Raw genomic sequence first — 25,482 nt, 5'->3', positions numbered from 1 at the left:
TGCTTTACAGCGGCGCGTCATTTGATATGATGCGCCCCGCTTCCCGAGAAGGAAGCAGGCCAGTAAAACCAAGCATTACCCCAGTGGTGGGGTTCCCGAGCGGCCAAAGGGAGCAGACTGTAAATCTGCCGTCATCGACTTCGAAGGTTCGAATCCTTCCCCCACCACCATTATTCACTACAGTAATGTAGTAAACTCGATGAGCAATGCAGAAGTTTGCACTTGTCGGGGAAGGGTGAGAACCTTCGATTAAGGTTCGGCTCGAGCGAATGCGAGAGAACGTTGCCGACGGCAACGGCCCGTAGGGTGAGGAGCGAAGCGACAAATAATCCTTCCCCCGCCCCATCTTCAAGCTTTACCTACAATTTGAATTACCCCTGGTGGGGTTCCCGAGCGGCCAAAGGGAGCAGACTGTAAATCTGCCGTCATCGACTTCGAAGGTTCGAATCCTTCCCCCACCACCATCACTTCCTGATAACACCCTCTTTAATCAAAACGTTGAAATTTTATATCTTACCCATGCGGGAAGGATGAGAAGCTTCGACTAAGGTTCGATTCGAGCGCTAGCGAGAAAGCGTTGCCGCAGGCAATGACCCGAAGGGCGAAGCGCATCGCGCTGAGTAATCCTTCCCCCACCACCATCACTTCCTGATAACACCCTCTTTAATCAAAACGTTGAAATTTTATATCTTACCCATGCGGGAAGGATGAGAAGCTTCGACTAAGGTTCGATTCGAGCGCTAGCGAGAAAGCGTTGCCGCAGGCAATGACCCGAAGGGCGAAGCGCATCGCGCTGAGTAATCCTTCCCCCACCACCATCACTTCCTGATAACTCCCGCTTTAATCAAAACATTGAAATTTTATATCTTACCCATGCGGGAAGGATGAGAAGCTTCGACTAAGGTTCGATTCGAGCGCTAGCGAGAAAGCGTTGCCGCGGGCAATGACCCGAAGGGCGAAGCGCATCGTGCTGAGTAATCCTTCCCCACGCCCCTCTTTTCTTAGTCATACCCCATTAAATATCCAAATCTACCTTAGTTATCTCTGTGAGTTTTCTAACTCTATTTTAAATCTCTGCCCTATATATCCCGGCGGCGCTGCGCTTGGCCGGGCTACAAATACGCACCAGCCCTGTAGCCCGGCCAAGCGCAGCGCCGCCGGGGAACAGACCGCACAAACAAAAAACCCCGCCGAAGCGGGGTTTAGCGCGTCACTGCACCGTATTAATGGCGCGCACGAACAATCTGATACTTGCGGGTCAGATACTCGACCGGCACGCTCCAGATATGTACCAGACGCGAGAAGGGGAACAGCAGGAACAGCGTCATCCCTAGTACCAGGTGCATACGGAAGATAAAGGCTACACCGTCCAGATGTGCGGATGCACCACCATGGAAGGTCACAACAGACTGCGCCCAACCGACCAGTTTCATCATCTCGCTACCATCCATATGCTGGGCAGAGAACGGAATCGTCAGCAGGCCCAGCGCACACTGGATAACCAGCACGGAGAGCACCAGAATATCGGCACCGGTCGTAGTCGCACGTACGCGTGGGCTAAACAGACGGCGCTTAAGCAACAGCACACCGCCAACAAGGCACATCAAGCCCGCGGCGCCGCCGCCAAACATCGCCATCTTCTGCTTCACTTCCAGCGGCAGCCACGCTTCATACATCCAGTGTGGCGTCAGCATGCCCAGGAAGTGGCCAGCAAATACCCCCAGAATCCCGATATGGAACAGGTTTGAGGCCAGGTTCATCCCTTTGCGATCCAGCATCTGGCTGGAAGCGGCGCGCCAGGTGTACTGCCCGTAGTCGTAGCGCAGCCAACTGCCAATCAGGAAGACAGAACCCGCAATGTACGGATAAATGTCAAAGAAGAACATATTCAGGAAGTGCATTATTGCTGTCCTCCGTTAGAGATATTCAAATATTGCGGGGCCACGGCTCCGGCAAAACGACGCTGATGATTGGCGATTTCCGAATCACCACAGCCCTGGTCGGCAAAGAATTTCACCTGCTCTTCTTCCCATACCGCATCCAGCGCCTGTGGAGTATCATCACGGGCTTCGTCGGCAATTTTTTCCGCCACTTTCGCGTCATCTACCGCACTGTTGGCCAGCTTCAACAGCTGTTCGAACAGCACCGCATAGCGGCTCTCACGCTGCTGCAAGCGCGCGCAGAGCAGCGCCAGAATCGGCGCGATGTCCTGCAGACCGCCAATCGCTTCGCTCTCTGGCAGCTGTGCCAGATACTCCAGATACAGCGGCAGGTGATCCGGCAGCTCGCGGCTGTTGAGGACCAGGCCGTGCTGCTCATACTGATTCAGCAGATCGACCATCGCCTGCCCGCGGTCGCGGGATTCGCCGTGCACGTGTTCGAACAGCAGCAGCGACGTGGCGCGACCACGGTCAAACAGTTCGCTGTAGGCCGCCTGCGCATCCAGCAGATCCTGCGCAGTTAAATCACGCAGGAAGATGCCCAGCGCCTGAGCATCCGCTTTTTCCAGTTTGTCTGATTCAGACAATACGTCGAAGAGTTCACCTTGATGCTGCCATAAGGCAGCATCCGGGTACTCAAGGAGACGTGAAATCACCACGAGTTCAATCATGAGTGCGGCTCCGTTTTGCTGCTTACATCCACAGAGTCAATACGACGGCTGTTGAACAGGTTGAACCTGGTGTCCGAACCATGACAGCCATCGCCGAAGCTAAAGCCACAACCATTTTTCTCCGGGAACGCCTCGCGCGCTTGTTCACGGTGACTGCTTGGCACCACGAAACGATCTTCGTAGTTGGCAATCGCCAGATAGCGGTACATTTCCTGCGCCTGTGCTTCGGTCAGTCCGACTTCTTCCAGCGCACGGGTATCAATCACACCGTCAACGGTCTCGGTGCGTTTGAAGTGACGCATCGCCAGCATACGTTTCAGCGCCAGCACCACCGGCTGAGTGTCCCCTGCGGTCAGCAGGTTCGCCAGATACTGAACCGGAATACGCAGACTTTCGACGTCTGGCAGGATACCGTTACTGCCCAGCTCGCCCGCATCGGCAGCGGACTGAATCGGTGACAACGGCGGCACATACCAGACCATCGGCAGCGTGCGGTATTCCGGGTGCAGCGGCAGCGCCAGCTTCCAGTCCATTGCCATTTTGTAGACCGGCGACTTCTGCGCCGCATCAATCACGCTCAGCGGGATGCCGTCTTTCTGCGCCTGCTCGATAACCTTCGGATCGTGCGGATCGAGGAATACGTCCAGCTGACGCTGATACAGGTCTTTCTCATTCTCGGTGCTTGCTGCGGTTTCAATCGCATCCGCGTCATACAGCAGCACGCCGAGGTAACGAATACGGCCTACACATGTTTCTGAACACACGGTCGGCTGACCCGCTTCAATACGCGGATAGCAGAAGATGCATTTTTCAGACTTGCCGCTCTTCCAGTTGAAGTAGATTTTTTTGTACGGGCAGCCGGTGATGCACATACGCCAGCCGCGACACTTGTCCTGGTCGATCAGCACGATGCCGTCTTCTTCACGCTTGTAGATAGCACCGCTCGGGCAGGTTGCCACGCACGCCGGGTTGAGGCAGTGCTCGCACAGTCGCGGCAGGTACATCATGAAGGTGTTTTCGAACTGGCCGTACATCGCCTTCTGCATGTTCTCGAAGTTCTTGTCTTTCGACAGCTTCTCAAACTCACCGCCGAGGTCGTCTTCCCAGTTCGGGCCTTTGGTGATTTTGTCCATACGCTTGCCGGTAATCAGCGAGCGCGGACGTGCAATCGGCTGTGCCTTGCTATCTGCCGGCGCGTTGTGCAGCGTCTGGTAGTCGAAATCAAACGGCTCGTAATAATCATCCAACCCCGGAAGATGCGGGTTGGCAAAGATTTTACCCAGCAGCAGCGCTTTGTTACCCATGCGCGGCACCAGCTTGCCGTTGATCTTACGGATCCAACCGCCTTTGTATTTTTCCTGGTTTTCCCAGTCGGTCGGGAAACCGGTGCCCGGCTTGGTTTCAACGTTGTTGAACCATGCGTACTCGGTCCCTTCACGACTGGTCCAGACGTTCTTACAGGTGACTGAGCAGGTATGACAGCCGATGCATTTGTCGAGATTCAGCACCATGCCGACTTGTGAACGAATTTTCATTTTACGCTCTCCTGTACCTGGTCATTGCCTTCGCCGTCCAGCCAGTTAATGTTCTTCATCTTACGTACCACTACAAACTCATCACGGTTTGAACCTACGGTGCCGTAGTAGTTAAAACCGTAGGCCAGGTGCGCATAGCCGCCGATCATATGGGTCGGTTTCGGCGTAATGCGGGTCACCGAGTTATGGATACCGCCGCGCTGACCGGTAATTTCTGAACCCGGCAGGTTCACGATACGTTCCTGCGCGTGGTACATCATGGTCATCCCGGCCGGTACACGCTGGCTCACGACCGCACGTGCAGTCAGCGCGCCGTTGTTGTTGAAGACTTCAATCCAGTCGTTGTCTTCAATACCGATCTCTTTGGCATCTTCTTCACTCATCCACACAACCGGGCCACCGCGACCTAAGGTCAGCATCAGCAGGTTGTCGCTGTAGGTGGAGTGAATACCCCATTTCTGGTGCGGCGTCAGGAAGTTCAGCGCCTTCTCCGGGTAGCCGTTGGATTTTTTACCCATCACCTCTTTCACCGAACGGGTGTCGATAGGTGGACGGTAAACCAGCAGGCTTTCACCGAAGTCACGCATCCACTGGTGGTCCTGATACAGGGACTGACGACCAGACAGCGTACGCCATGGAATCAGCTCGTGAACGTTGGTATAGCCAGCGTTGTAAGAGACGTGTTCGTCTTCCAGACCGGACCAGGTCGGGCTGGAGATAATCTTGCGCGGCTGCGCCTGAATATCACGGAAGCGAATTTTTTCGTCTTCTTTATTCAGCGCCAGATGCGTATGGTCGCGACCGGTAAACTCGCTGAGCGCTGCCCAGGCTTTCACCGCCACCTGACCGTTGGTTTCCGGCGCCAGGGTGAGGATCATTTCCGCCGCATCAATCGCCGTATCCAGCATCGGCTGGCCTTTCGCCGGGCCTTCTGCCTTGGTGTAGTTGAGCTTACGCAGCAGATCCATTTCGCTCTGGGTGTTCCAGGCAATCCCTTTCCCGCCGTTACCGATTTTTTCCATCAATGGGCCGATGGAGGTAAAGCGTTCATAGGTTGCCGGGTAATCACGTTCGACCGGGATAATGTGCGGCGCGGTTTTACCCGGGATCAGGTCGCATTCGCCTTTTTTCCAGTCCTTCACGCCTAACGGCTGCGCCAGTTCGGCTGCGGAGTCGTGCTGGATTGGCAGGGTAACCACATCGGTTTCTTTGCCGAGATGACCTATACACACTTCAGAGAATTTCTTCGCGATGCCTTTGTAGATTTCCCAGTCGCTTTTCGATTCCCAGGCCGGGTCAACGGCGGCAGACAGCGGGTGAATAAACGGATGCATATCCGAGGTATTCATGTCGTCTTTTTCATACCAGGTCGCGGTTGGCAGCACGATGTCGGAGTACAGACAGGTGCTAGACAGGCGGAAGTCCAGCGTCACCACCAGATCCAACTTGCCGTCGAGGCCGTTATCCTGCCATTCCACTTCTTCCGGCTTCACGCCGCCCTGCTTGCCGAGATCCAGCCCCTGAATGCCGTGCTCGGTACCCAGCAGGTACTTCAGCATGTATTCGTGGCCTTTACCGGAGGAACCCAACAGGTTAGAACGCCAGATAAACAGGTTGCGCGGGTGGTTCTTACCGTTTTCCGGCTGTTCTGCGGCAAAGCGGATAGAACCTTCTTTCAACGCCTTCACGGTGTAGTCAACCGGGGTCATTCCCGCCTTCTTCGCTTCATCGGCGATACGCAGCGGGTTAGTGCCTAACTGCGGTGCAGACGGCAACCAGCCCATGCGTTCAGCACGCACGTTGAAGTCAAGCAGGTGCCCGGTATAGCGCGATTTATCCGCCAGCGGTGACAACAGTTCCTGCGCGGTAACCGACTCATAGCGCCATTGGCTGGAGTGGTTATAGAAGTAGGAGGTGCTGTTCATGTGACGGGCCGGACGCTGCCAGTCAAGGGCAAACGCCAGCGGCTGCCAGCCGGTCTGCGGACGCAGTTTTTCCTGGCCCACATAGTGTGCCCAGCCGCCGCCGCTCTGGCCGACGCAGCCGCAGAACACCAGCATGTTGATCAGGCCGCGATAGTTCATATCGAGGTGATACCAGTGGTTCAGACCGGCACCGACGATGATCATCGAACGACCGTGCGTTTTATCGGCGTTATCGGCGAACTCACGCGCGATACGGACGATCTGCGCGCTGGAAACGCCGGTGATTTTCTCCGCCCACGCCGGGGTGTACGCTTTAATATCTTCGTAGCTGGTTGCGCAGTTTTCATCGTTCAGACCGCGTTCCAGGCCGTAGTTCGCCATGGTCAGGTCATAAACAGTGGTCACCAGCGCGGTACTGCCGTCTGCCAGCTGCAGGCGTTTCACCGGCAGTTTGTGCAGCAGAATGTTTTCCAGTTCAACGCTGGCGAAGTGTTCGGTGCCGTCGCCGCCAAAGTACGGGAAGCCAACCTGCGCCACGTCATCATGGCTGCCCAGCAGGCTGAGGCGCAGTTCAACCTCTTCGCCGGTTTTGCCGTCGCGCTGTTCGAGGTTCCACTTACCTTTATCGCCCCAGCGGTAACCGATAGAGCCGTTTGGCGCAATCATTTCACCTTTTTCATCAAAGGCGACGGTTTTCCATTCCGGATGCTCTTCCTGACCCAGGCCGTCCACCAGATCCGCTGCACGCAGCATGCGGCCCGCGGCGTAGAAGCCATCACGCTCTTCCAGCATCACCAGCATTGGCATGTCGGTGTAGCGGCGAACGTAATCGGTGAAGTACTGGCTCGGCTTGTCGAGGTGGAATTCACGCAGCATCACGTGGCCCATCGCCAGCGCCATCGCCGCATCGGTACCCTGCTTCGGTGCTAACCACAGGTCGCACAGCTTGGCGATTTCAGCGTAGTCCGGGGTAATAGCGACGGTTTTGGTGCCTTTATAGCGAACTTCAGTGAAGAAGTGCGCGTCCGGAGTACGCGTTTGCGGAACGTTGGAACCCCAGGCGAGAATGTAGCTGGAGTTGTACCAGTCGGCGGATTCCGGTACGTCAGTCTGCTCGCCCCAGGTCTGCGGAGAGGCAGGCGGCAGGTCACAGTACCAGTCGTAGAAGCTCAGGCAGGTGCCGCCAATCAGGGAGAGATAGCGGGCGCCGGAAGCGTAGGAGACCATCGACATTGCCGGGATCGGCGAGAAGCCAGCTACACGGTCCGGGCCGTAGGTTTTCACGGTGTAAACGTTAGATGCGGCAATCAGCTCGTTCACTTCCTGCCAGGAGGAGCGTACGAAGCCGCCGCGGCCGCGCGCTTGTTTGAAGCTTTTCGCTTTGTCGGCATCTTCAATAATGGATGCCCAGGCATCAACCGGATCGCTGTGCAGCGTTTTCGCTTCACGCCACATTTTCATCAGGCGTTTGCGCATCAGCGGGTATTTCAGACGGTTGGCGCTATAGAGGTACCAGGAATAGCTCGCCCCACGTGGACAGCCGCGAGGTTCGTGATTTGGCAGATCCGGACGGGTACGCGGATAGTCCGTCTGCTGGGTTTCCCAGGTGACCAGACCGTTTTTTACGTAGATTTTCCAGCTGCAGGAACCGGTGCAGTTTACGCCGTGCGTAGAACGAACGACTTTGTCATGCTGCCAGCGGCTTCGGTATCCATCTTCCCAATCCCGGTTGGTATTTAGAATCTGTCCGTGCCCATCGGCAAATGTTTCACCCTTTTGTTTAAAGTAGCGAAACCGGTCCAGGAATTTACTCATCGGGTCTCTCCTGTTTGGAGCCTGACGGCTCTCTGATAAATCGACATTGCTGAATTTGCAGCGAAGTTAACGCGCTGAAAGATGGAGGGAATTGATAACGATCAAGGCGGACAGGCTTAACAATTGCGGCCAAAAAGCAACATACCACCAAGGTGGTACACACTTGCATTTTATAATGCATTGTAAAATAAGGGATTTTGATAAATGAATAATGTTTCAGCCTGTAAAAAAGAGGTCGTCTGGTATTAAGGGGTAGAGTCCTCTTCCCCTCCTGCTAAGCCCACTTTGGCACGCGGCAAAATTGGCGTAACACCAACAGTATGTTGTAACTAAGCTAAGACGTAATAAAGGCGCGAAAACTCGCGCCTTTATTTTTAAATAACGTTAAACGTTATTTTTTGGCTTTGCGACCATATACTGCCCAGGTCACCACCACGCAGACAATATAGAACACGAGGAACACTTTCATCGCGCCAGCCGGTGAACCGGTTAAATCCAGCGAGGTACCGAACGCTTTCGGAATAAAGAAGCCGCCGATAGCGCCAATCGCCGAGATAAAGCCCAGCGCTGCCGCCGTATCGGTGGCCGCTTCGCGCATCGCTTTCTCGTCAGAACCGCCCTCAGCTTTCACGCGATCCATCGTCAGCTTACGGAAGATAACGGAAATCATCTGGAAGGTAGAACCGCTACCCAGACCGGCCGTCAGGAACAGCGCCAGGAAGACCACGTAGAAAGCAATGAAGTTGCCCCCCTCGCCGTTGGTTGGCAGGGTCATGAACAGCAGCGCGCTAAATACCGCCATCAGGATAAAGTTAATCAGCGTCACGCGAGTCCCGCCCAGACGGTCGGAGATAGCCCCGCCCGCAGAACGCGCCAGCGCGCCGATAAACGGCCCGAAGAAGGCGTAGTGCAGAATCTGAATGTCCGGGAATTGGGTCTTCGACAGCATGGCAAAACCGGCGGAGAAACCGATAAACGAGCCGAAAGTCGCCAGGTATAGCAGGCTCATGATCCACAGGTGACCACGTTTCAGCACCGGAAGCTGCTCTTTCAGCGATGCTTTAGAGGTTGCCAGCTCGTTCATACCAAACCAGGCCGCAAGAGTGAAGATGGCCAGGAACGGTACCCAGATCCACGCCGCATTCGCCAGGAAGAGCTCAGAGCCGTCCGGCTGCTGTACGCCCTGGCTACCGAAGGCGGCAAAGATAGACAGCGAAATCGCCAGTGGAGCCACCAGCTGCATGACGCTCACGCCCATGTTACCCAGCCCGCCGTTCAGGCCCAGTGCGCCGCCCTGCTTCTGTTTCGGGAAGAAGAAGCTAATGTTAGCCATGCTGGAAGCGAAGTTTGCGCCCGCAAAGCCGCACAGTAGAGAGATGATGATAAAGATACTAAACGGCGTAGAGGTATCCTGCACCGCAAAACCGAGCCATACGCATGGAATGATTAAGATCCCGGTGCTGAACGCCGTCCAGCGACGGCCACCAAACATCGGCACCATGAAGGAATACGGAACGCGTAGCAACGCCCCTGACACAGACGGCAGCGCCGTCAGCATGAACAGTTGGTCGGTCGTAAACTGGAAGCCCACTTTTGGTAAATTGACCGCAACGGCGCTGAACAGCATCCATACGCAGAAAGCCAGCAGCAGGCACGGTACTGAAATCCACAGGTTCCGGCTTGCGACGCGATGGCCGCGTTCCTGCCAGAATGCCGGATCTTCCGGACGCCAGTCGGTAATGACAGCGCCGGTTGCCCTTTCAGGAGCAGTGGAGTGACTCATAGACACCTCTGATTATTAATATCAACCCTCGCACCTTAGGGTTTACACCACGAGGTAAGTTGATATAAATCAAAGGAAAAGTTGGCTACAGAATGCGTAAAAAAACAGCATCATCCTTAAGGAGTAGCCTTTATTGCCCAAAAAAACCTGTCATTTCACGCGGCTGTTACGCTGCTACTCCTCTCCGCCAGACACATTGACTATCATGGAAATAAAGGGGTAACCCTTTGTGGGTATGGGTATACTCCAGGCGATAGCCGAAAATAACGCCACTCGCCGGAGAGCCTTCCGTCAGGAGCCGTAACGCACAATGTTTAGACGTTTTTTTACACCACTCACGCTGGTGAATCAACTGGCCCTCATCGTCCTGCTGTCTACCCTCATCGGGGTGGCAAGCATGATGATTTCCGCACGCCTGGTCAACGGCGTCCAGGGCAGCGCGCACGCCATTAACCAGGCAGGTTCCCTGCGCATGCAGAGCTACCGTTTGCTGGCGGCCATTCCCGTGCAAGAGCGCGACCAGCCATTGTTTGATGAAATGCAAAAAACCGTCTTCAGCCCTGAGTTGCAGCTGGCAGCCGAGCGCGATGGCCAGGTGCCGCAGCTCAAAGCGCTACAGCAGTACTGGCTGAATCATCTGGCGCCCGACATTCGCCGCGCACAAAGTCAGGATGAAGTGAATTCCGATGTCTCGGGCTTCGTCGACCGCATTAATCAGTTAGTCACCGTTTTCGATCACACCACCGAAGAGCGCATCTCTCACGTGGTGTGGATGCACCGCCTGATGGCTTTTTTCATGGCCGTGCTGTTTATTTTTACCGTCTTCTGGCTGCGTACACGCCTGCTGCATCCGTGGCGTCAACTGCTGCGGATGGCGGAAGCCATCAGCCATCGCGATTTTACCTATCGCGCGCAGATCGGCGGACGTAATGAAATGGCGACGCTCGGCATGGCGCTGAACAACATGTCTGCCGAACTGGCTGAAAGCTATGCGTCGCTGGAACGCCGGGTGCAGGAAAAAACCGCGGGGCTGGAGCAGAAAAATGCCATTCTCTCCTTCCTGTGGCAGGCCAACCGTCGCCTGCACAGTAGCGCGCCGCTGTGCGAACGCATCTCACCCGTGTTGAACGGTCTGCAAGAGCTGACGCCGCTACGGGAAATTGAAGTGCGGGTCTACGACACAGAAGATGAAGAGAACCACCAGGAGTTTAGCTGTCATTCGGGCTGGGAATGCGACGATAAAGGCTGTTACCTGTGTCCACGCGACGTTGATATGTCGGCGACCGAAGGCGCGACGCTGAAATGGCGTCTTACCGACCCGCGCAACCAGTACGGCATTCTGCTGGCCACCCTGCCCCATGGACGCGAGCTGAGCCACGATCAGCAGCAATTGGTTGATACGCTGCTCGAACAACTGACCTCGACGCTGGCGCTGGATAAACAGCTTGAGCGCCAACAGCAGCTGATCGTTATGGAAGAGCGCGCCACCATTGCCCGCGAATTACACGACTCCATCGCCCAGTCGCTCTCATGTATGAAAATGCAGGTCAGCTGTCTGCAAATGATGCAGAACGAACAGTCGTCCGCAGAAAGCCGTGAACTGCTTGGCCAGGTCCGTAACGAGCTGAATACGTCGTGGGCGCAACTGCGCGAACTGCTGACCACCTTCCGCCTGAAGCTGACCGAGTCGGGACTCCGCCCGGCGCTGGAAGCCAGCTGCCTGGAATACAGTAAGCACTTTGGTTTCCCGGTACAGCTGGACTATCAGCTACCGCCGCGCTACGTCCCCTCGCATCAGGCCATTCACGTGCTGCAAATCGCCCGTGAAGCGCTCAGCAATGCGCTGAAGCATTCGCAGGCAAGCGACGTGAAGGTCACCGTTACCCAACAGGGTAATCAGGTCAAACTGGTGGTGGCGGATAACGGCTGCGGCGTACCGTTACATGCTGAACGCAGCAACCATTATGGTCTTATTATTATGCGCGACCGCGCACAGAGCCTGCGTGGCGATTGTCAGGTTCGTCGCCGCGAAAGCGGCGGCACTGAAGTCGTGGTCTCGTTTATCCCTGAAAAATCGCTTTCAACCTTCCAAGGAGAAATCCATGAGTAATCAGGAACGGGCTACCATCCTGCTAATTGACGATCATCCTATGCTGCGTACCGGCGTAAAACAGCTGGTCAGTATGGCGTCGGATATTCAGGTCGTTGGCGAAGCCAGCAACGGCGAGCAAGGCATTGAGCTGGCAGAAACGCTCGATCCAGATCTGATTTTGCTCGATCTCAACATGCCCGGTATGAACGGTCTGGAAACCCTCGACAAGCTGCGCGAGAAATCGCTCTCTGGCCGCGTGGTCGTTTTCAGCGTCTCCAACCATGAAGAAGATGTTGTCACCGCGCTGAAACGCGGCGCGGACGGCTATCTGCTGAAAGATATGGAGCCGGAAGACCTGCTGAAAGCCCTGCAGCAGGCTGCCGCGGGCGAAATGGTGCTGAGCGAAGCGTTAACCCCGGTTCTCGCAGCCAGCCTGCGCGCCAACCGTGCGACCTCCGATCGTGACATCAATCAGCTGACGCCCCGCGAACGCGATATTCTGAAACTGATCGCGCAAGGTCTGCCGAATAAGATGATCGCGCGTCGTCTGGACATCACCGAAAGCACCGTCAAGGTACACGTGAAGCATATGCTGAAGAAAATGAAGCTGAAGTCGCGCGTCGAAGCCGCGGTCTGGGTGCATCAGGAACGTATTTTCTGACTATCCGCCACTTAATTGTCGTGACAGGCCCTGTCACGCACAATTAAGGCATCATGCTCGACCAGCCATTTTCCATTGGCGTGAAGCTGACAACCGGTTCGGTCAACGCCAGCGTAATCTCATTAGAGGTCACGCGCTGCCCCTTCTTATCCTCCACCACCACCGACAGATGCCAGGTATTGCTGGCGCCCTGCGTGTAATCCCACGCGGGCATAATGATACTCCACCCGTCGGTGCTGTTATTTGACGCTGGCGGCGTCAGGCTGAGCGCGGTGGTATCACCTTGCCAGGTTAGCGACTTCACGCCGTACTCATCGTGCACCTGCAGTTTCAGCTCGACCGTTTCGTAGCTGGTCAGGTTCCAGGGTGGCGTGGCCAGATACACCGTCAGGCTCTTACGCTGACGATACTCCATTACCGGCAAACTATTGCGCTCTGGCGCGTCATAGCGGCTGCCTCGCAGAGTGCGAGTTTGCGCGACTTCATCAGCCGCCAGCTGCTTCTTCAACGGCACACCGAAACGGAAATTGACCTTCATGCCGAGATTATTTTGATTCACCCCACTCTCTCCCTGCTTGTGCTGAGCGCTGAAAGTGAGGAGCGGAATGGGGGTATAGTTAAGGCCAAGCGAAACCGCGACCGGGTTATGATAACCGGTGCCGCTGCGGAATAAATCGACGCTATCGCCGAAGTACTGTTCCACACTCAGGCTGGTATTAATGTGGTTCCAGGCAGGAATCCAGGCCTGCGCGGTCACGTCGTAGCCACGCGCCATACGCTGTTGTAGCGTCGTACCGCTGTTTTCCCAGTCATGAAGCGGATGATAGTAGTTGGCTGAAAAGCGTAGATTTTCGCCCCAGGCTTCCGCTCCGATGCCGCCACGGTTAAGGTCGGCATCCAGCAGGCTATCGTAAAAGGTGTTATAGCCCAGTAACCATCGCCCGGCGACCCAACGCTGGCCGACGCCGAGGTTCCCTACCGTTCCTTCGTCCTGTTGGCTTAACCCTATCTGGGTCCAGGTGAGATAGCGGGTGTTGTCCTGTAACGGCACAAACCAACTGCCGTGGCTACCGGTAAACTTACCCTTCTCATCCACCAGCATCTGAAAATCCGTATTGCCCCAGGGCGAAAGCCAGCTACCCAGTTGTTGGTTCACTTCGCTATTCAGCTTCTCCTGCACCTGCGTGAGCGCAAAAAGCCGCGCCTGTTCGCCGGTGTCCAGGCCGTTATCGGTCATGCTGGCTTCGCCAAAAGACTTCACCATTTCGGCAAACTGTTTTTCGCTATCGCGGCTTTCCGGCGCGATGCCGAGATCCGGCAGGTTATCGAAAGGGTGTTCCGCCTCTTCGATAAACGACTGCCGCGCCCGGGCGCCGCCGCTGGCCAACACCAGCAGGACGAAAAATGACGAGTAAAAACGCAAAGACAAAACCGCAACCTCATAGCCAGCGACAAACAGGAGTCAGAAATCAGCGACCCCAAAGCCTTTAGTTTACCCCCTTTACCCTTATCCTTCAGCCTTCGCGCCGCATTCCAGGAATAGACTGAATGGCTATGAAATCGTCGTTTGCCGCACAGTGCAGGCCAGCAGCGCCTTCAGCTCGGGAATACAGGAACCGCAGTTGGTGCCGCATTTCAGGCGACATCCCAGTTCGGCGACCGTCGAACACCCTTGTTTTTCAATGGCTTCCGTGATGTTTTTTTCACCTATACTGAAACAGCTACACACAATTTTCCCCGTCGCCGGACGCGCCATATCGCGCCCACCCAGCAGCGTATGCCGCTCAGTCAGGGTCTGCGGGGCCTCGGCAAAGGCGCGGGAAATCAGCGCGACGTCAATCTCCGGCAGCGTTTTGCTGCTCCAGAAGCCCAGCATTAACCGCCCCTCAAGCCACGCCAGCAGATGCCAGGTTTCCCCAAGGCTGGCGACCTGAACCTGCCAGCCGTGGTGCTGGCAGGTCGCCAGTAGCGCCGCCTGAATGTCGCGTTCGCCGCACAGTGTTAAATGATGTAGCCCCGGTGCGGCTTTGCGCCACCAGTGCATATGTCGCGGCAGCGCAAGCGACACGCGCGAGAACAGTTCGCCCTGCCACTGCGGCAACCATGGCGCGATCCGCACCGCCGTTTGTTTACTTTCCGGCTGCCCGGAGTGCGGATCGACCACCGGCGCGACCAGACTGTTAACTTTACCCTGGCGGGCAAAACAGTCGTTCCAGTGCATCGGCGTAAACAGCGAACCCGGGCGTTGAGCATCAGAGACAACAACCCGAGCCACCATCACCCCGCGCGGTGAACTCACTCGCGCCAGCCCGCCATGCTGTAACGAGAAATGGGCCGCATCCTGCGGGGCAATCTCGACAATCGGCTGCGCAATATGCTGCATCAGACGCGGCACGTTACCGGTACGGGTCATGGTATGCCACTGGTCGCGCACCCGCCCGCTGTTGAGGATCAGCGGATACAACGGCTGGCGGCGCGCCCGCATCTCACCCGGCGTGACCGGCACCATGCGTAGCTGGCCGTCGCTGCGCCAGCCGCGCGACAGATCGAGAGGATGCCCGCGGCGCGCCACCGGCCAGCGCACGGGGGCCAACGCATCCCACTGCGCGCGGGTCAGCTCGGCAAGCCCGCTGATATCAAACGCCCGTTCGCCATCGTTCTCGAAGCCGGACAGCGCCGCATGCTCGCTGAAAACTTCATGCGGATGCTGCCAGCCGAACGCCTGTGCGTAGCCCAACTGCCCGGCAACCTGGGCGATGATCCACCAGTCCGGGCGCGCGTCTCCCGGCGGAGGTAAAAACGCCCGCTGCCGGGAGATACGGCGCTCTGAGTTGGTGACGGTGCCGTTTTTTTCCCCCCAGCCCAGCGCCGGAAAACGAATGTCGGCATAGCGCGACGTCTCGGTATCCGCAGCGACTTCAGAGACAATCACCAGCGGGCAGCCCGCCAGCGCCTGACTTACCGCATGGCTATCCGGCAGCGACACTGCCGGGTTGGTGCCCATAATCCATACCGCCTTCACCTCACCACGTCCAATGGCGCTAAACAGATCCACCGCCATCAGCCCCGGCGTCTGCGCCAGACGCTCACTGCCCCAGAAGCGCGCCACGCGGGCAAGATCCGCCGGTTCAAAGTTCATGTGCGCCGCCAGTATGGTCGCTAACCCGCCGACTTCGCGCCCGCCCATGGCATTTGGCTGTCCGGTCAGCGAAAACGGGCCGCATCCTTCACGGGCAAATTTACCGCTGGCCAGATGCACATTAATGATGGCGTTACATTTATCGCTGCCGCTCGAAGACTGGTTAATGCCCATGGTATAGAGCGTGATAGCCCGCGGCGCGGCGATAAATTCCTGATAAAACGCCTGCACGTCGTTCTGCGGCAGCCCGCAAAAGTCAGCGACTTTCTCGACCGTCCAGCCTTCGGCAGCCGCCAGCGCAGCGGGGGTATCGGCATAGCGTTCGTCAACGATACCGTGTTCTGCCAGCGCGTGGAGCAAACCGACAAACAGCCCGCCGTCGGTACCCGGCGCAATGGCCAGATGGCGGTCGGCAATATCGCAGGTCGCGGTACGCCGTGGGTCAATCACCACGATCTTCATCTCAGGCCGATTCTGCTTTGCCTGCACCAGCCGTTGATAGAGCACCGGATGCGCCCAGGCGGCGTTGGACCCCACCAGAATCACCAGATCGCTACCTTCAACGTCCTCGTAGCTGCACGGCACGACATCCGCGCCAAAAGCGCGTTTATACCCGGTCACCGCCGATGACATGCACAGTCGGGAGTTGGTATCGATATTGCCCGCGCCAATAAATCCCTTCATCAGCTTGTTGGCGGCGTAATAGTCTTCGGTCAGCAGCTGGCCAGAGGCGTAAAAGGCAACGGCCTGCGGGCCGTACTGCTCGATAATCGCCCTGAGGCGTTCGCCCGCCGCCGTCAGCGCCTGCGGCCAGCTGACCCGTTCGCCATCCAGCTGCGGGTGCAATAAGCGCCCCTCCAGGCCGGTGGTTTCTGCCAGCGACGCGCCTTTTACGCACAGTCGGCCAAAGTTTGCCGGATGCTGCTCATCGCCCTGCACGCTCACAATCCCGTCCTTGACCCGCGCCAGCACGCCGCAGCCGACGCCGCAATAAGGACAGGTGGTTTTCGTCTCCGTCATGAGGCCTCCGCGCGCATAACCAGCGCCTGGTTACCGACCCATACCGTGCCGTCTTCAATTTTCACCGGCCATGCGCGCACCACCTGCTCGCCGCTCTCGCTCTGCCGCCCGTCGCGCAGGCGGATGCGCTGTTTGTACAACGGCGAGATAACGATCGGCTCGCCGCCCGCGTCGCCCAGAATACCGCGCGACAGGACATTGGCCTGACTTCCCGGTTCCTGGTTATCCAGCGCGTAAACCTTATCGTTAAGGCGGAACAGCGCAATCTGCATCTCACCGAGGCGCGCGCCAATACCGGCCTGCGGCGGAATATCTTCAAGCGAACAGACGGCCTGCCACGGTTTGCGGCTACCCGGCAGCGACGGCAATTCGCTCACCACGGCTAACTGCGGCTGGCCGCGCACCGCGTGACGCTGTACCGCTTCATCCGGCGTATCGCTGTTCACGAAGGAGCGGAACAGCGCCAGACGCTGCGGATCGTTGAGGGTCGTTTGCCATTCACACTGGTAGCTGTCGATAACCCGCGCCATTTCCTGCTCCAGCTCGTCGCCGATGCCCAGCGAGTCGTCAATAATGACGCTGCGAAGGTACTCGATGCCGCCTTCGAGATTATCCATCCACGTGCTGGTGCGCTGTAACCGGTCGGCGGTACGGATATAGAACATCAGGAAGCGGTCGATGGTGCGCAGCAGCGTGGCGTCATCAAGGTCGCTGGCGAACAGATCCGCGTGGCGCGGCTTCATCCCGCCGTTACCGCACAGATAGAGGTTCCAGCCCTTGTCGGTGGCAATCACCCCCACGTCCTTGCCCTGCGCCTCGGCGCATTCGCGGGTGCAGCCGGAGACCGCCATTTTGATTTTGTGCGGCGCACGCAGCCCTTTATAGCGATGCTCCAGCGTCACCGCCAGCCCGGTAGAGTCCTGCACGCCGTAGCGGCACCAGGTTGAGCCGACGCAGGATTTCACCGTGCGCAGCGATTTCCCGTAGGCGTGGCCGGTTTCAAATCCGGCGTCGAGCAGCTCTCGCCAGATCTCCGGCAGCTGCTCCAGCCGCGCGCCAAACAGGTCAATTCGCTGGCCGCCGGTGATTTTGCTGTATAGCGCGTAGCGTTTGGCGATCTGACCGATAGCAATCAGGCCATCCGGCGTTACCTCGCCGGCGGGCATGCGTGGCACAATCGAGTAGGTGCCGTCCTTCTGAATATTGGCAAAGTAGCGATCGTTGGTATCCTGCAGCGGCAGATGCGCCGGTTTCAGCAGATATTCATTCCAGCAGGACGCCAGCACCGAGCCCACCAGCGGTTTACAAATCTCGCAGCCATCACCGTGGCCGTAACGGGCAATCAGCTGTTCGAAGGTATGAATACGATTGACCCGTACAAGGTGATAAATCTCCTGCCGCGAATAGGCAAAATGTTCACAGATATCCTTCTTCACCTCAACGCCCTGCTGCGCCAGCTGGTACTCCATCACCTGTTTCACCAGCGCGCTGCAGCCGCCGCAGCCGGTCGCCGCTTTGGTACAGCTTTTAATCGCGCCGAGGGAGGTCGCGCCGTTACTGACCGCCTGACAAATATCGCCTTTGCTGACGTTGTGACACGAGCAGATCTGCGCGCTATCGGGCAACGCCGCAACGCCCAGCGCTTTCGGCGCACTGCCTTCCAGCGCAGGCAAAATCAGCGATTCCGGGCGCGAAGGCAGCGCCATATCGTTCAGCATCATCTGCAATAAGGTGGCGTAATCGCTGGCGTCCCCGACCAGCACGCCGCCCAGCAGAGTTTTCCCGTCGCCGCTGACGACAATCTTTTTGTAGATCTGCTCCGGGCCGTGGATCCACTGATAGCTCTGGCAGCCGGCGGTGCGGCCCTGGGCATCGCCAAACGAGGCCACATCGACGCCCAGTAGCTTGAGCCTGGTGCTCATATCCGCGCCGGTAAATTCGCCCGCCTCGCCCGCCAGCGTGGACGCCGTGACTCGTGCCATCTGGTAGCCAGGCGCCACCAGACCATAGATTTTGTTGTCCCACAGCGCACACTCGCCGATGGCGTAGATATCCTCGCAGGAGCTACGGCATTGGTTATCAATGACGATGCCGCCGCGCTCACCGAGACGCAAGCCCGCGCTGCGCGCCAGGCTATCCTGCGGGCGGATCCCCGCCGAGAACACCACCATATCGGTGGTCAAACTTTCTCCGTCGGCAAAGCTCAGCGTCAGGCCGTTTTCCGACTCCGTAATACCGGTAGTGGCTTTGCTGGTGTGGACGCTCACGCCCAGTTCAGTAATTTTCTCACGCAGCATCGCCGCGCCGCCGTTGTCGAGCTGCACCGCCATCAGGTTTGGCGCAAACTCCACCACGTGCGTCTCCAGTCCCAGCTGGCGTAGCGCGTTTGCCGCCTCCAGCCCTAGCAGGCCGCCGCCGATAACCACGCCGCGGCGCGCGGTTTGCGCGCGGGCGGCAATCGCATCGAGATCGTCCAGCGTGCGATAGACAAAACAGCCCGCCAGCGTGTTGCCTGGAATGGGCGGCACGAACGGGTATGAGCCGGTCGCCAGCACCAGTTTGTCCCAATGCAGTTCATGGCCGTCGGCGTCGCGAATCAGGCGCGCCTCGGTATCAATCGCCGTCACGCGCTGCGACAGGCGCAGTTCGATACCGTGCTCGGCAAAGAAATCCCCTGCTACCAGCGACAGCGAGTCGGCGCTGCGTCCGGCAAAATACTCCGACAGATGCACGCGGTCATAGGCGGCATAGCGCTCTTCGCCAAAAACCACAATCTGATACTGCTGGTGCAAATTACGGCTGACACACTGCTCAAGAAAATGGTGGCCGACCATGCCGTGCCCGACCACCGCTAAGGTTGATTTCGTCATTGTTTGCGTTCCTGCAGCCGACGGCTGCGTCGTGAATTGGTCGAAGATCCAACCCGCTTGCGCAGGCTGTGTGGAGTGCAGTAAATCGGTAAAGGTCGCGGCGCTGGCGCAGTCGCCTAACAGCAATACGCCAGAAAGCTTGCCGTCACGCACCAGCAAGCGACGGTAATGGCCGCTCAGCGGGTCGAGTGAAGCCCACTGCTCATCGCCCTCATCGGCCTGTACCTTTCCGGCGCTGAACAGGTCGATGCCGGTGACCTTGAGTCGCGTGCCGGCGTCCTGCCAGCGGAAATCTGCGATAGGCTTGCCGCACAGCCGTGCCGCCAGCACCTCCGCCTGCTGCATACAGGACGCGACCAGACCAAAGGTTTGTCCGTCAACTTCGCAGCATTCGCCAATGGCGCTGACGCCCGCTACCGCCGTCGCCAGCTGCCTGTCCACCACAATGCCGCGCTGGCAGGCCAGCCCGCTGCGCTGCGCCAGCGCGATATTGGGCCGCACGCCGGTGGCCATCACGACCCGGCGGGCCGGAATGCGGCGGCCGTCGTCAAGCACCACCGCCTGCGGGGTAATCTGCGTAATGCCGGCGTTGAGCGCGCAGGCAATACCGCGCTCCTTCAAACGCTGCGTTAACAGCGCCGCTGCCTGCGCGTCGAGCTGTTGTTCCATCAGGCGGTCGCTGCGTTGCACCAACGTGACGTTGTCACCGTTACGCCGCAGCGCTGCTGCCGCTTCGACGCCCAGCACCCCGCCGCCGATCACCACCGCATCACCCGACGTGGCCAGAATCGCCTCAACGTCTGACTGAGTCCGAAAGGCAAAAACGTGCGGCAAATCGATCCCCGGCAGCGGTGGCAGAAACGGCGATGAACCGCAGGTGAAAACCAGCTCATCCCATGCCAGCGTACGCGCGGTGGTACGCACCTGCCGTGTCGCCATATTGGCCTCAAGCACCGTCTCGCCGTGACGCACGGTAACCCGGTGTTCGGCATACCAGCCCTCAGGCAGCAGCCGCGTCTGATGGAACGTTTTCTCGCCCCCCAGTACCGGTGACAGCTGAATGCGGTTGTAAGCCGGGCGCGGTTCATCGCCAATAATCGTTATGGCAAACATTCCCGGCGCCATCGCAACCAGCTTTTCCGCCAGCCGGGTTGCCGCCATGCCGTTGCCGATCATCACCAGTTTCCGCATAGGCCCGCCCCTTACGCCGCTTTCGGCTGTTTTTCGTAGAGGAAATGCAGGATCTGCTGACGCAGATGGTGGTAACGACTGTCGTCCGCCAGCAGAACCCGATTGCGGGGACGCTGCAGGTTCACATCGATAATTTCGCCCACCGTCGCCGCCGGGCCGTTGGTCATCATCAGCACCCGGTCAGAGAGCAGTACCGCTTCGTCCACGTCGTGAGTAATCAGCACGATGGTGGTGTTCAACGCCTGCTGAATCTGCATCACCGAATCCTGCAGATGCGCGCGGGTCAGCGCATCCAGCGCGCCAAAGGGTTCGTCCATCAGCAGCACCTTCGGTTTCATCGCCAGCGCGCGGGCGATGCCGACGCGCTGCTTCATACCGCCGGAGATTTCTCCCGGACGCTTATGCATCGCGTGCCCCATCTGTACGCGGTCGAGATTGTGTTCAATCCACTCCTGACGCTCGGCCTTGCTCATCGTGCGGCGAAAGACGTGGTCCACTGCCAGCGCGACGTTGTCAAAGCAGGTCAGCCACGGCAGCAGCGAATGGTTCTGGAACACTACCGCGCGCTCCGGCCCGGGACCGGCGATTTCCCGGTTATCGCAGATAAGCCCGCCCTCGGTCGGCAGCGTAATCCCGGCAATCAGGTTAAGCAACGTCGACTTACCGCAGCCGGAGTGGCCAATCAGGCTCACCGTTTCACCTTCATGGATATCAAAAGAGACGTTCTGTAAGGCCAGAAACTCACCGCTGGCAGTATGGAAACGTTGGCTCACGGCCTGGACCTGAATTAAGGGTTTCATGGTGTTCTCCTTACTTTTCTTGCCAGCTAAAACGACGCGCAATGAGCATCAGCCCTTGCTCCAGCAGCAGCCCCACCACGCCGATAATGACGATGGCGATGAGGATGTTTTCGACGTTGAGGTTGTTCCACTCGTTCCAGATCCAAAAGCCAATACCCAGCCCACCGGTCAGCATTTCTGCCGCCACGATCACCAGCCACGCAATACCAATCGATAAGCGCACGCCGGTAAGCACCGATGGCAGCACCGCCGGGAAGAGGATTTTGCGCATCACCGTCCACTCTGAAAGCTGCAATACGCGCGCCACGTTGAGGTAGTCCTGTGGGATCCTTCGCACCCCTTCAGCGGTGTTAATCACCATCGGCCAGATGGAGCAGATAAAAATGGTCCAGCTGGACGCCGGTTCCGCCTTCTGAAACAGCAGCAGGCCAATCGGCAGCCACGCCAGCGGGCTGACCGGGCGCAGCAGCGCAATCAGCGGCGTAAACATGCGCGAAAAGAAGGTGAAACGGCCAATCAGAAAGCCCAGCGGGATACCCGCCAGCGCCGCCAGGCCAAAGCCCACCGCCACGCGCTGCAACGATGCCAGGACGTTCCAGCCGACGCCCACGTCATTGGGACCGTTGTTATAGAACGGGTCGGCAAACAGCGTCAGCGCCGAATCCAGCGTGCTAAGCGGCGTAGGGAAGCCTTTGCTGTTGATCGCCGCCAGCTGCCAGACCAACACCAGCAGGCCTAAACCCAGCAGCGCCGGAATCGCACGCTCAGCAAGATGGCGGATCCTACGCCCCCACGCCGGCGCCTGACGGCGAACCTGCAACGGCGGCAGAGTAATCACTTCACCTGCGGGCGCAGGCGCTTCGACTGTTTTGGTTTTGGTGTTCATCTCATGCTCCCAGGCGTTGAATGGCGAAACTGCGGGCGTATCCGGCCGGGTCAGCCCCGGTCCAGACCGAACCGTCCATCAATGTGCTGCTGCGCAGGGTTTGCGTCGGTGCGGCAATCCCGCCCACCGCCTGCGCGGCCTCTTTCCAGACGTCAATACGGTTGATGCGTTGGGCGACGGCGACATAATCCGGGTCGCTTTTCAGCAGCCCCCAGCGACGGAATTGGGTCAGGAACCACATGCCGTCAGACAGCCACGGGAAGCTGGCTTCCCCCTGGTCGAAAAAGCGAATCGGATGGGCATCCTGCCAGCGGCGACCGATGCCGTTGTCGTATTGGCCGAGCATGCGGCCGGTAAGATATTGCTCTTTGGTATTCAGCCAGCCGCGCTGGGCGAGGATTCTGGCGGTTTCCCGTTTGTTTTCATCAGAGGCGTCAATCCAGCGCGCGGCCTCAATCAGCGCCGCCACCAGCGCCCGGCTGGTATGCGGATAGCGCTCTACCCACTCACGCCGCGTGCCCAGCACTTTTTCCGGATGCTCCGGCCAGATGTCCTGGCTGGTGGCGGCGGTAAAGCCGATACGATCGTTGATGGCGCGCGCGTTCCACGGCTCGCCGACGCAAAAGCCGACCATATTGCCGATACGCATGTTCATGACCATCTGCGGCGGCGGCACGACCACGGTGCGCACATCGTCGAATGGGTTGATGCCGCCGCTGGCAAGCCAGTAGTAGAGCCACATGGCGTGAGTGCCGGTGGGAAAGGTATGGGCGAAGGTGTAGCTGCCCGGCGCACTGTTGCCGATAAGCTTTTTCAGCGCGGGCAAATCGGTGACGCCCTGTTCCTGGAGATCCGCCGACAGCGTGATCCCCTGCCCGTTGCGGTTCAGGGTCATCAGGTTGGCCATCGCCTGCGGCTTACCCGCGACGCCCAGCTCCAGCCCATATAACAGGCCGTACAGGACATGCGCGGCATCCAGCTCGCCGTTAACCAGCTTGTCGCGCACCGCGGCCCAGCTCGCTTCTTTACTGGGAACCAGCGTAATGCCGTATTTTTTATCGAACCCTTTTAACGACGCGATCGCCAGCGGAGCACAGTCAGTCAGCGGGATAAACCCTACCTTGACCGTTTGCAGCTCCGGCTTATCGGATCCGGCGGCCCACGCCGAAGACATCACGCCAGGCAGCAGCATCGCGCCGCCCAGCGCTGCGCCCGCCTGAAGAAACCGTCGCCGTGATAATGAAAACGTCTCGCCCATACTCGCTCCCGAATGCAAAAAAAAAGCGCCCGGCAATGCTTACGCATTGCAGGACGCCTTTATCCTCGTGGTGCCCGAACCGCCGTTGGCCCGTCACCGACTCTGTGTGCTCTTGATTTAACTAATGCAATTCGAATGCCAGGTTGTTAGCACCGTGTTAGCGCGGGAAAAAGCTATCTGCATCACATTTTTTGCACCGATGAATAGCATTCATGCCCGTTCATTGTGCAACGAAGTCGTCGCATCGTGCTGCCACAGCGCTTTCACCGCCAGCAGCGCGCGGGCAATTTCCACCATGCGCTGGTTCTTTTCCATCGCCATTTTGCGCAGACAGTGCCAGGCCTGTTCCTCATTCATCTGGCGATGGGTCATCAGCACGCTTTTGGCTTTATCAATCAGCTGCCGCTCCTCGAGCGTATCTTTCAGCGACGCCAACTGCCCGGAAAGCTGCTCCAGCTCGCGGGCCTGCTGGCGCACCAGCGGCAAAAGCTGTCTGTCGAGGTGCAGCAGCAGGCTGTCGCTGACCGGGTCATCATGCTGCGGGTCCGGCGCGTCCGGTTCCCCCTCATCGTCGAGCAACCCGTCCACCACGGTCATTAGCTCGCCAATCAGCAACTCTTCCAGCCCACGCATCTGCTCCAGCCGCTGGGTCTGCAGCTGGAACCAGCGCAGCGCCGTCTCGCCGCCGTCTTCACCGGGCTGGCGAGTACAGGCAATGCGCCTGAGCTGCTCAATGGCGATCCCCGCCTGGCATTCGGTATAGAACAGCATTTTCAGCGGGCTGGTCGCCAGCGATAAGAAGCTGTCAAAACAGGGCTGCTGGCCGTCGATACGGTCAACCAGCCGCTGACGTAGCTCCTGGCTGAAGCTGCCCTGGGCAAATCCCTGCGCGCCCAACGCGCGTTCCTGCCCGACCAACTCTTTCCCCTGCATAAAGCTGTACAGTGCCACCAGCCGCCCGGCGAGCGTCGGGTCATCGATACTGTCGTTAAGCTGCGGGATGATATTGAGCAGATGGCGAATGGTACGGCTGAACTGGCAGGTAGCCGTTTCGGCGGCTATCTGCTGTCCGGCGACGTTGTCGCGCAACGCGGGCAGTTGCTCAAGCGACCACACCGCACGGGCGATGCGCAGGCAGAGTCCGCTGGCGGAGGGAAGATGGCGCGGCGACAAACTCAGCAGCAGCGGACGAATTTGTTCATCGACCAGCGCGGCGCTGGCGCGGCGCTCTGCGCCATATAATCGCCCCTGCGAGCATAACCAGATGTTGGATGCCCCTCGTTCACACTGTAACATGTGCACCACGTGGCTTAACTGGCTGACCAGTTGCCCCTGCTGCGCCAGCTGCCGAAGCTGTTCTTTCTGCACCTGGCGCGCATAACGGAACCACTCGATAGCGCCGGGTGTATCATCTTTACGGTTTATCATACGCACTCCCGGTAGAGGATTTACCTATATCTTCTTTAAGCAAAAACCGTGCCTTAATTAAGGAGTTCAGATGCAACGTATTGTCATTATCGCCAACGGAGCTGCCTACGGCAGCGAATCGCTGTTTAACAGCCTGCGCCTTGCCATCGCGCTGCGCGAACAGCAGAGCGACCTTCACCTGCAGCTGTTTTTAATGTCGGATGCCGTGACTGCCGGTCTGCGTGGGCAAAAACCGGCTGAAGGCTACAATATCCAGCAGATGCTGGAGATCCTCACCGCTCAGGGCGTGCCGGTGAAGCTGTGTAAAACCTGCACCGACGGGCGCGGCATGACCACCCTGCCGCTGATCGACGGCGTGGAGATTGGCACCCTGGTTGAGCTGGCACAGTGGACCCTGGCCGCAGATAAAGTATTGACCTTCTGATTTTGCCGCCTTTACCCACTTTGGGAGGATATTGTGTTACCTCT

Annotated in this window: 15 protein-coding genes, 2 tRNA genes and 4 other RNA genes; 9 read left to right on the top strand and 12 right to left on the bottom strand. The window is 58.2% G+C overall.

The features are described from left to right. The first annotated feature begins 85 nt into the window (after positions 1–85). The 6 genes from ABTW00_RS10475 to ABTW00_RS10450 all read left to right on the top strand — a co-directional run bounded on the left by ABTW00_RS10475 (position 86) and on the right by ABTW00_RS10450 (position 995). Positions 86–170 (top strand) — tRNA-Tyr (locus ABTW00_RS10475). 44 nt (positions 171–214) lie between these two features. After that, a non-coding RNA gene (locus ABTW00_RS10470) (RtT sRNA) lies at positions 215–346 on the top strand. A gap of 33 nt (positions 347–379) precedes the next feature. Further along, a tRNA-Tyr gene (locus ABTW00_RS10465) sits at positions 380–464 on the top strand. A 45-nt stretch (positions 465–509) separates the two neighbouring features. After that, positions 510–641: non-coding RNA, RtT sRNA (locus tag ABTW00_RS10460), on the top strand. A gap of 45 nt (positions 642–686) precedes the next feature. Then, a non-coding RNA gene (locus ABTW00_RS10455) (RtT sRNA) lies at positions 687–818 on the top strand. Between the two features lie 45 nt (positions 819–863). After that, positions 864–995: non-coding RNA, RtT sRNA (locus ABTW00_RS10450), on the top strand. 228 nt (positions 996–1,223) lie between these two features. Here ABTW00_RS10450 and narI read toward each other — a convergent pair. The 5 genes from narI to narU form a co-directional block, all read right to left on the bottom strand. Continuing rightward, on the bottom strand, positions 1,224–1,901 hold the full coding sequence (gene narI / locus ABTW00_RS10445) for a respiratory nitrate reductase subunit gamma (protein WP_064544999.1): 678 nt from the start codon (positions 1,899–1,901) through the stop codon (positions 1,224–1,226). Beyond that, positions 1,901–2,611 (bottom strand): nitrate reductase molybdenum cofactor assembly chaperone, encoded by a 711-nt coding sequence (gene narJ, locus ABTW00_RS10440; RefSeq protein WP_433640611.1) that lies wholly within the window; start codon positions 2,609–2,611, stop codon positions 1,901–1,903. Before narJ ends, narI begins: the two co-directional genes overlap by 1 nt. Further along, positions 2,608–4,146 carry a nitrate reductase subunit beta gene (gene narH, locus ABTW00_RS10435; protein ID WP_065356683.1) on the bottom strand — a complete coding sequence of 513 codons (1,539 nt, stop codon included), beginning with the start codon at positions 4,144–4,146 and terminating at the stop codon, positions 2,608–2,610. Before narH ends, narJ begins: the two co-directional genes overlap by 4 nt. Continuing rightward, the gene (locus ABTW00_RS10430; protein ID WP_433640607.1) at positions 4,143–7,886 is read right to left on the bottom strand and encodes a nitrate reductase subunit alpha; all 3,744 of its coding nucleotides are present in this window, start codon (positions 7,884–7,886) and stop codon (positions 4,143–4,145) included. The genes narH and ABTW00_RS10430 overlap by 4 nt, the downstream gene beginning before the upstream one ends. A 391-nt stretch (positions 7,887–8,277) precedes the next feature. After that, positions 8,278–9,669, bottom strand: a complete 1,392-nt coding sequence (narU, locus tag ABTW00_RS10425; protein WP_065356685.1) for a nitrate/nitrite transporter NarU — start codon at positions 9,667–9,669, stop codon at positions 8,278–8,280. 310 nt (positions 9,670–9,979) lie between these two features. Here narU and narX point away from each other — a divergent pair, with 310 nt between their 5' ends. Both narX and narL read left to right on the top strand, forming a co-directional pair. Beyond that, positions 9,980–11,779, top strand: coding sequence for a nitrate/nitrite two-component system sensor histidine kinase NarX (gene narX / locus ABTW00_RS10420; protein WP_433640604.1), 1,800 nt, complete (start codon positions 9,980–9,982; stop codon positions 11,777–11,779). Further along, complete coding sequence (gene narL, locus ABTW00_RS10415; protein WP_035895589.1) at positions 11,772–12,422, top strand: two-component system response regulator NarL; 651 nt, start codon at positions 11,772–11,774, stop codon at positions 12,420–12,422. Before narX ends, narL begins: the two co-directional genes overlap by 8 nt. 43 nt (positions 12,423–12,465) lie before the next feature. On the opposite strand, the gene ABTW00_RS10410 is transcribed toward narL, so the two are convergent. From ABTW00_RS10410 to nasR, 7 genes are all read right to left on the bottom strand, one after another. Then, positions 12,466–13,851, bottom strand: coding sequence for a YchO/YchP family invasin (locus ABTW00_RS10410; protein WP_122983149.1), 1,386 nt, complete (start codon positions 13,849–13,851; stop codon positions 12,466–12,468). A gap of 123 nt (positions 13,852–13,974) precedes the next feature. After that, positions 13,975–16,581 carry a molybdopterin-dependent oxidoreductase gene (locus ABTW00_RS10405; protein WP_433640599.1) on the bottom strand — a complete coding sequence of 869 codons (2,607 nt, stop codon included), beginning with the start codon at positions 16,579–16,581 and terminating at the stop codon, positions 13,975–13,977. After that, on the bottom strand, positions 16,578–20,642 hold the full coding sequence (nirB, locus tag ABTW00_RS10400; protein ID WP_433640596.1) for a nitrite reductase large subunit NirB: 4,065 nt from the start codon (positions 20,640–20,642) through the stop codon (positions 16,578–16,580). The genes ABTW00_RS10405 and nirB overlap by 4 nt, the downstream gene beginning before the upstream one ends. Positions 20,643–20,653: 11 nt before the next feature. Further along, entirely contained in the window at positions 20,654–21,442 is a 789-nt protein-coding gene (locus ABTW00_RS10395) for an ABC transporter ATP-binding protein (RefSeq protein ID WP_433640593.1), read from the bottom strand. 10 nt (positions 21,443–21,452) lie between these two features. Further along, positions 21,453–22,328, bottom strand: a complete 876-nt coding sequence (gene ntrB / locus ABTW00_RS10390; RefSeq protein WP_065356690.1) for a nitrate ABC transporter permease — start codon at positions 22,326–22,328, stop codon at positions 21,453–21,455. A gap of 1 nt (position 22,329) precedes the next feature. Next, positions 22,330–23,586, bottom strand: coding sequence for an ABC transporter substrate-binding protein (locus ABTW00_RS10385; RefSeq protein WP_065356691.1), 1,257 nt, complete (start codon positions 23,584–23,586; stop codon positions 22,330–22,332). A gap of 210 nt (positions 23,587–23,796) precedes the next feature. Then, positions 23,797–25,014 carry a nitrate regulatory protein NasR gene (gene nasR / locus ABTW00_RS10380; protein ID WP_433640589.1) on the bottom strand — a complete coding sequence of 406 codons (1,218 nt, stop codon included), beginning with the start codon at positions 25,012–25,014 and terminating at the stop codon, positions 23,797–23,799. A 70-nt stretch (positions 25,015–25,084) separates the two neighbouring features. Here nasR and ABTW00_RS10375 point away from each other — a divergent pair, with 70 nt between their 5' ends. Beyond that, positions 25,085–25,438, top strand: coding sequence for a DsrE/DsrF/TusD sulfur relay family protein (locus ABTW00_RS10375; protein ID WP_065356693.1), 354 nt, complete (start codon positions 25,085–25,087; stop codon positions 25,436–25,438). Positions 25,439–25,482 lie beyond the last annotated feature (44 nt).

The sequence above is a fragment of the Kluyvera georgiana genome (genome assembly GCF_050990895.1).
Classification (GTDB): domain Bacteria; phylum Pseudomonadota; class Gammaproteobacteria; order Enterobacterales; family Enterobacteriaceae; genus Kluyvera; species Kluyvera georgiana.
This window is presented reverse-complemented; position numbering and strand designations above follow the sequence as displayed.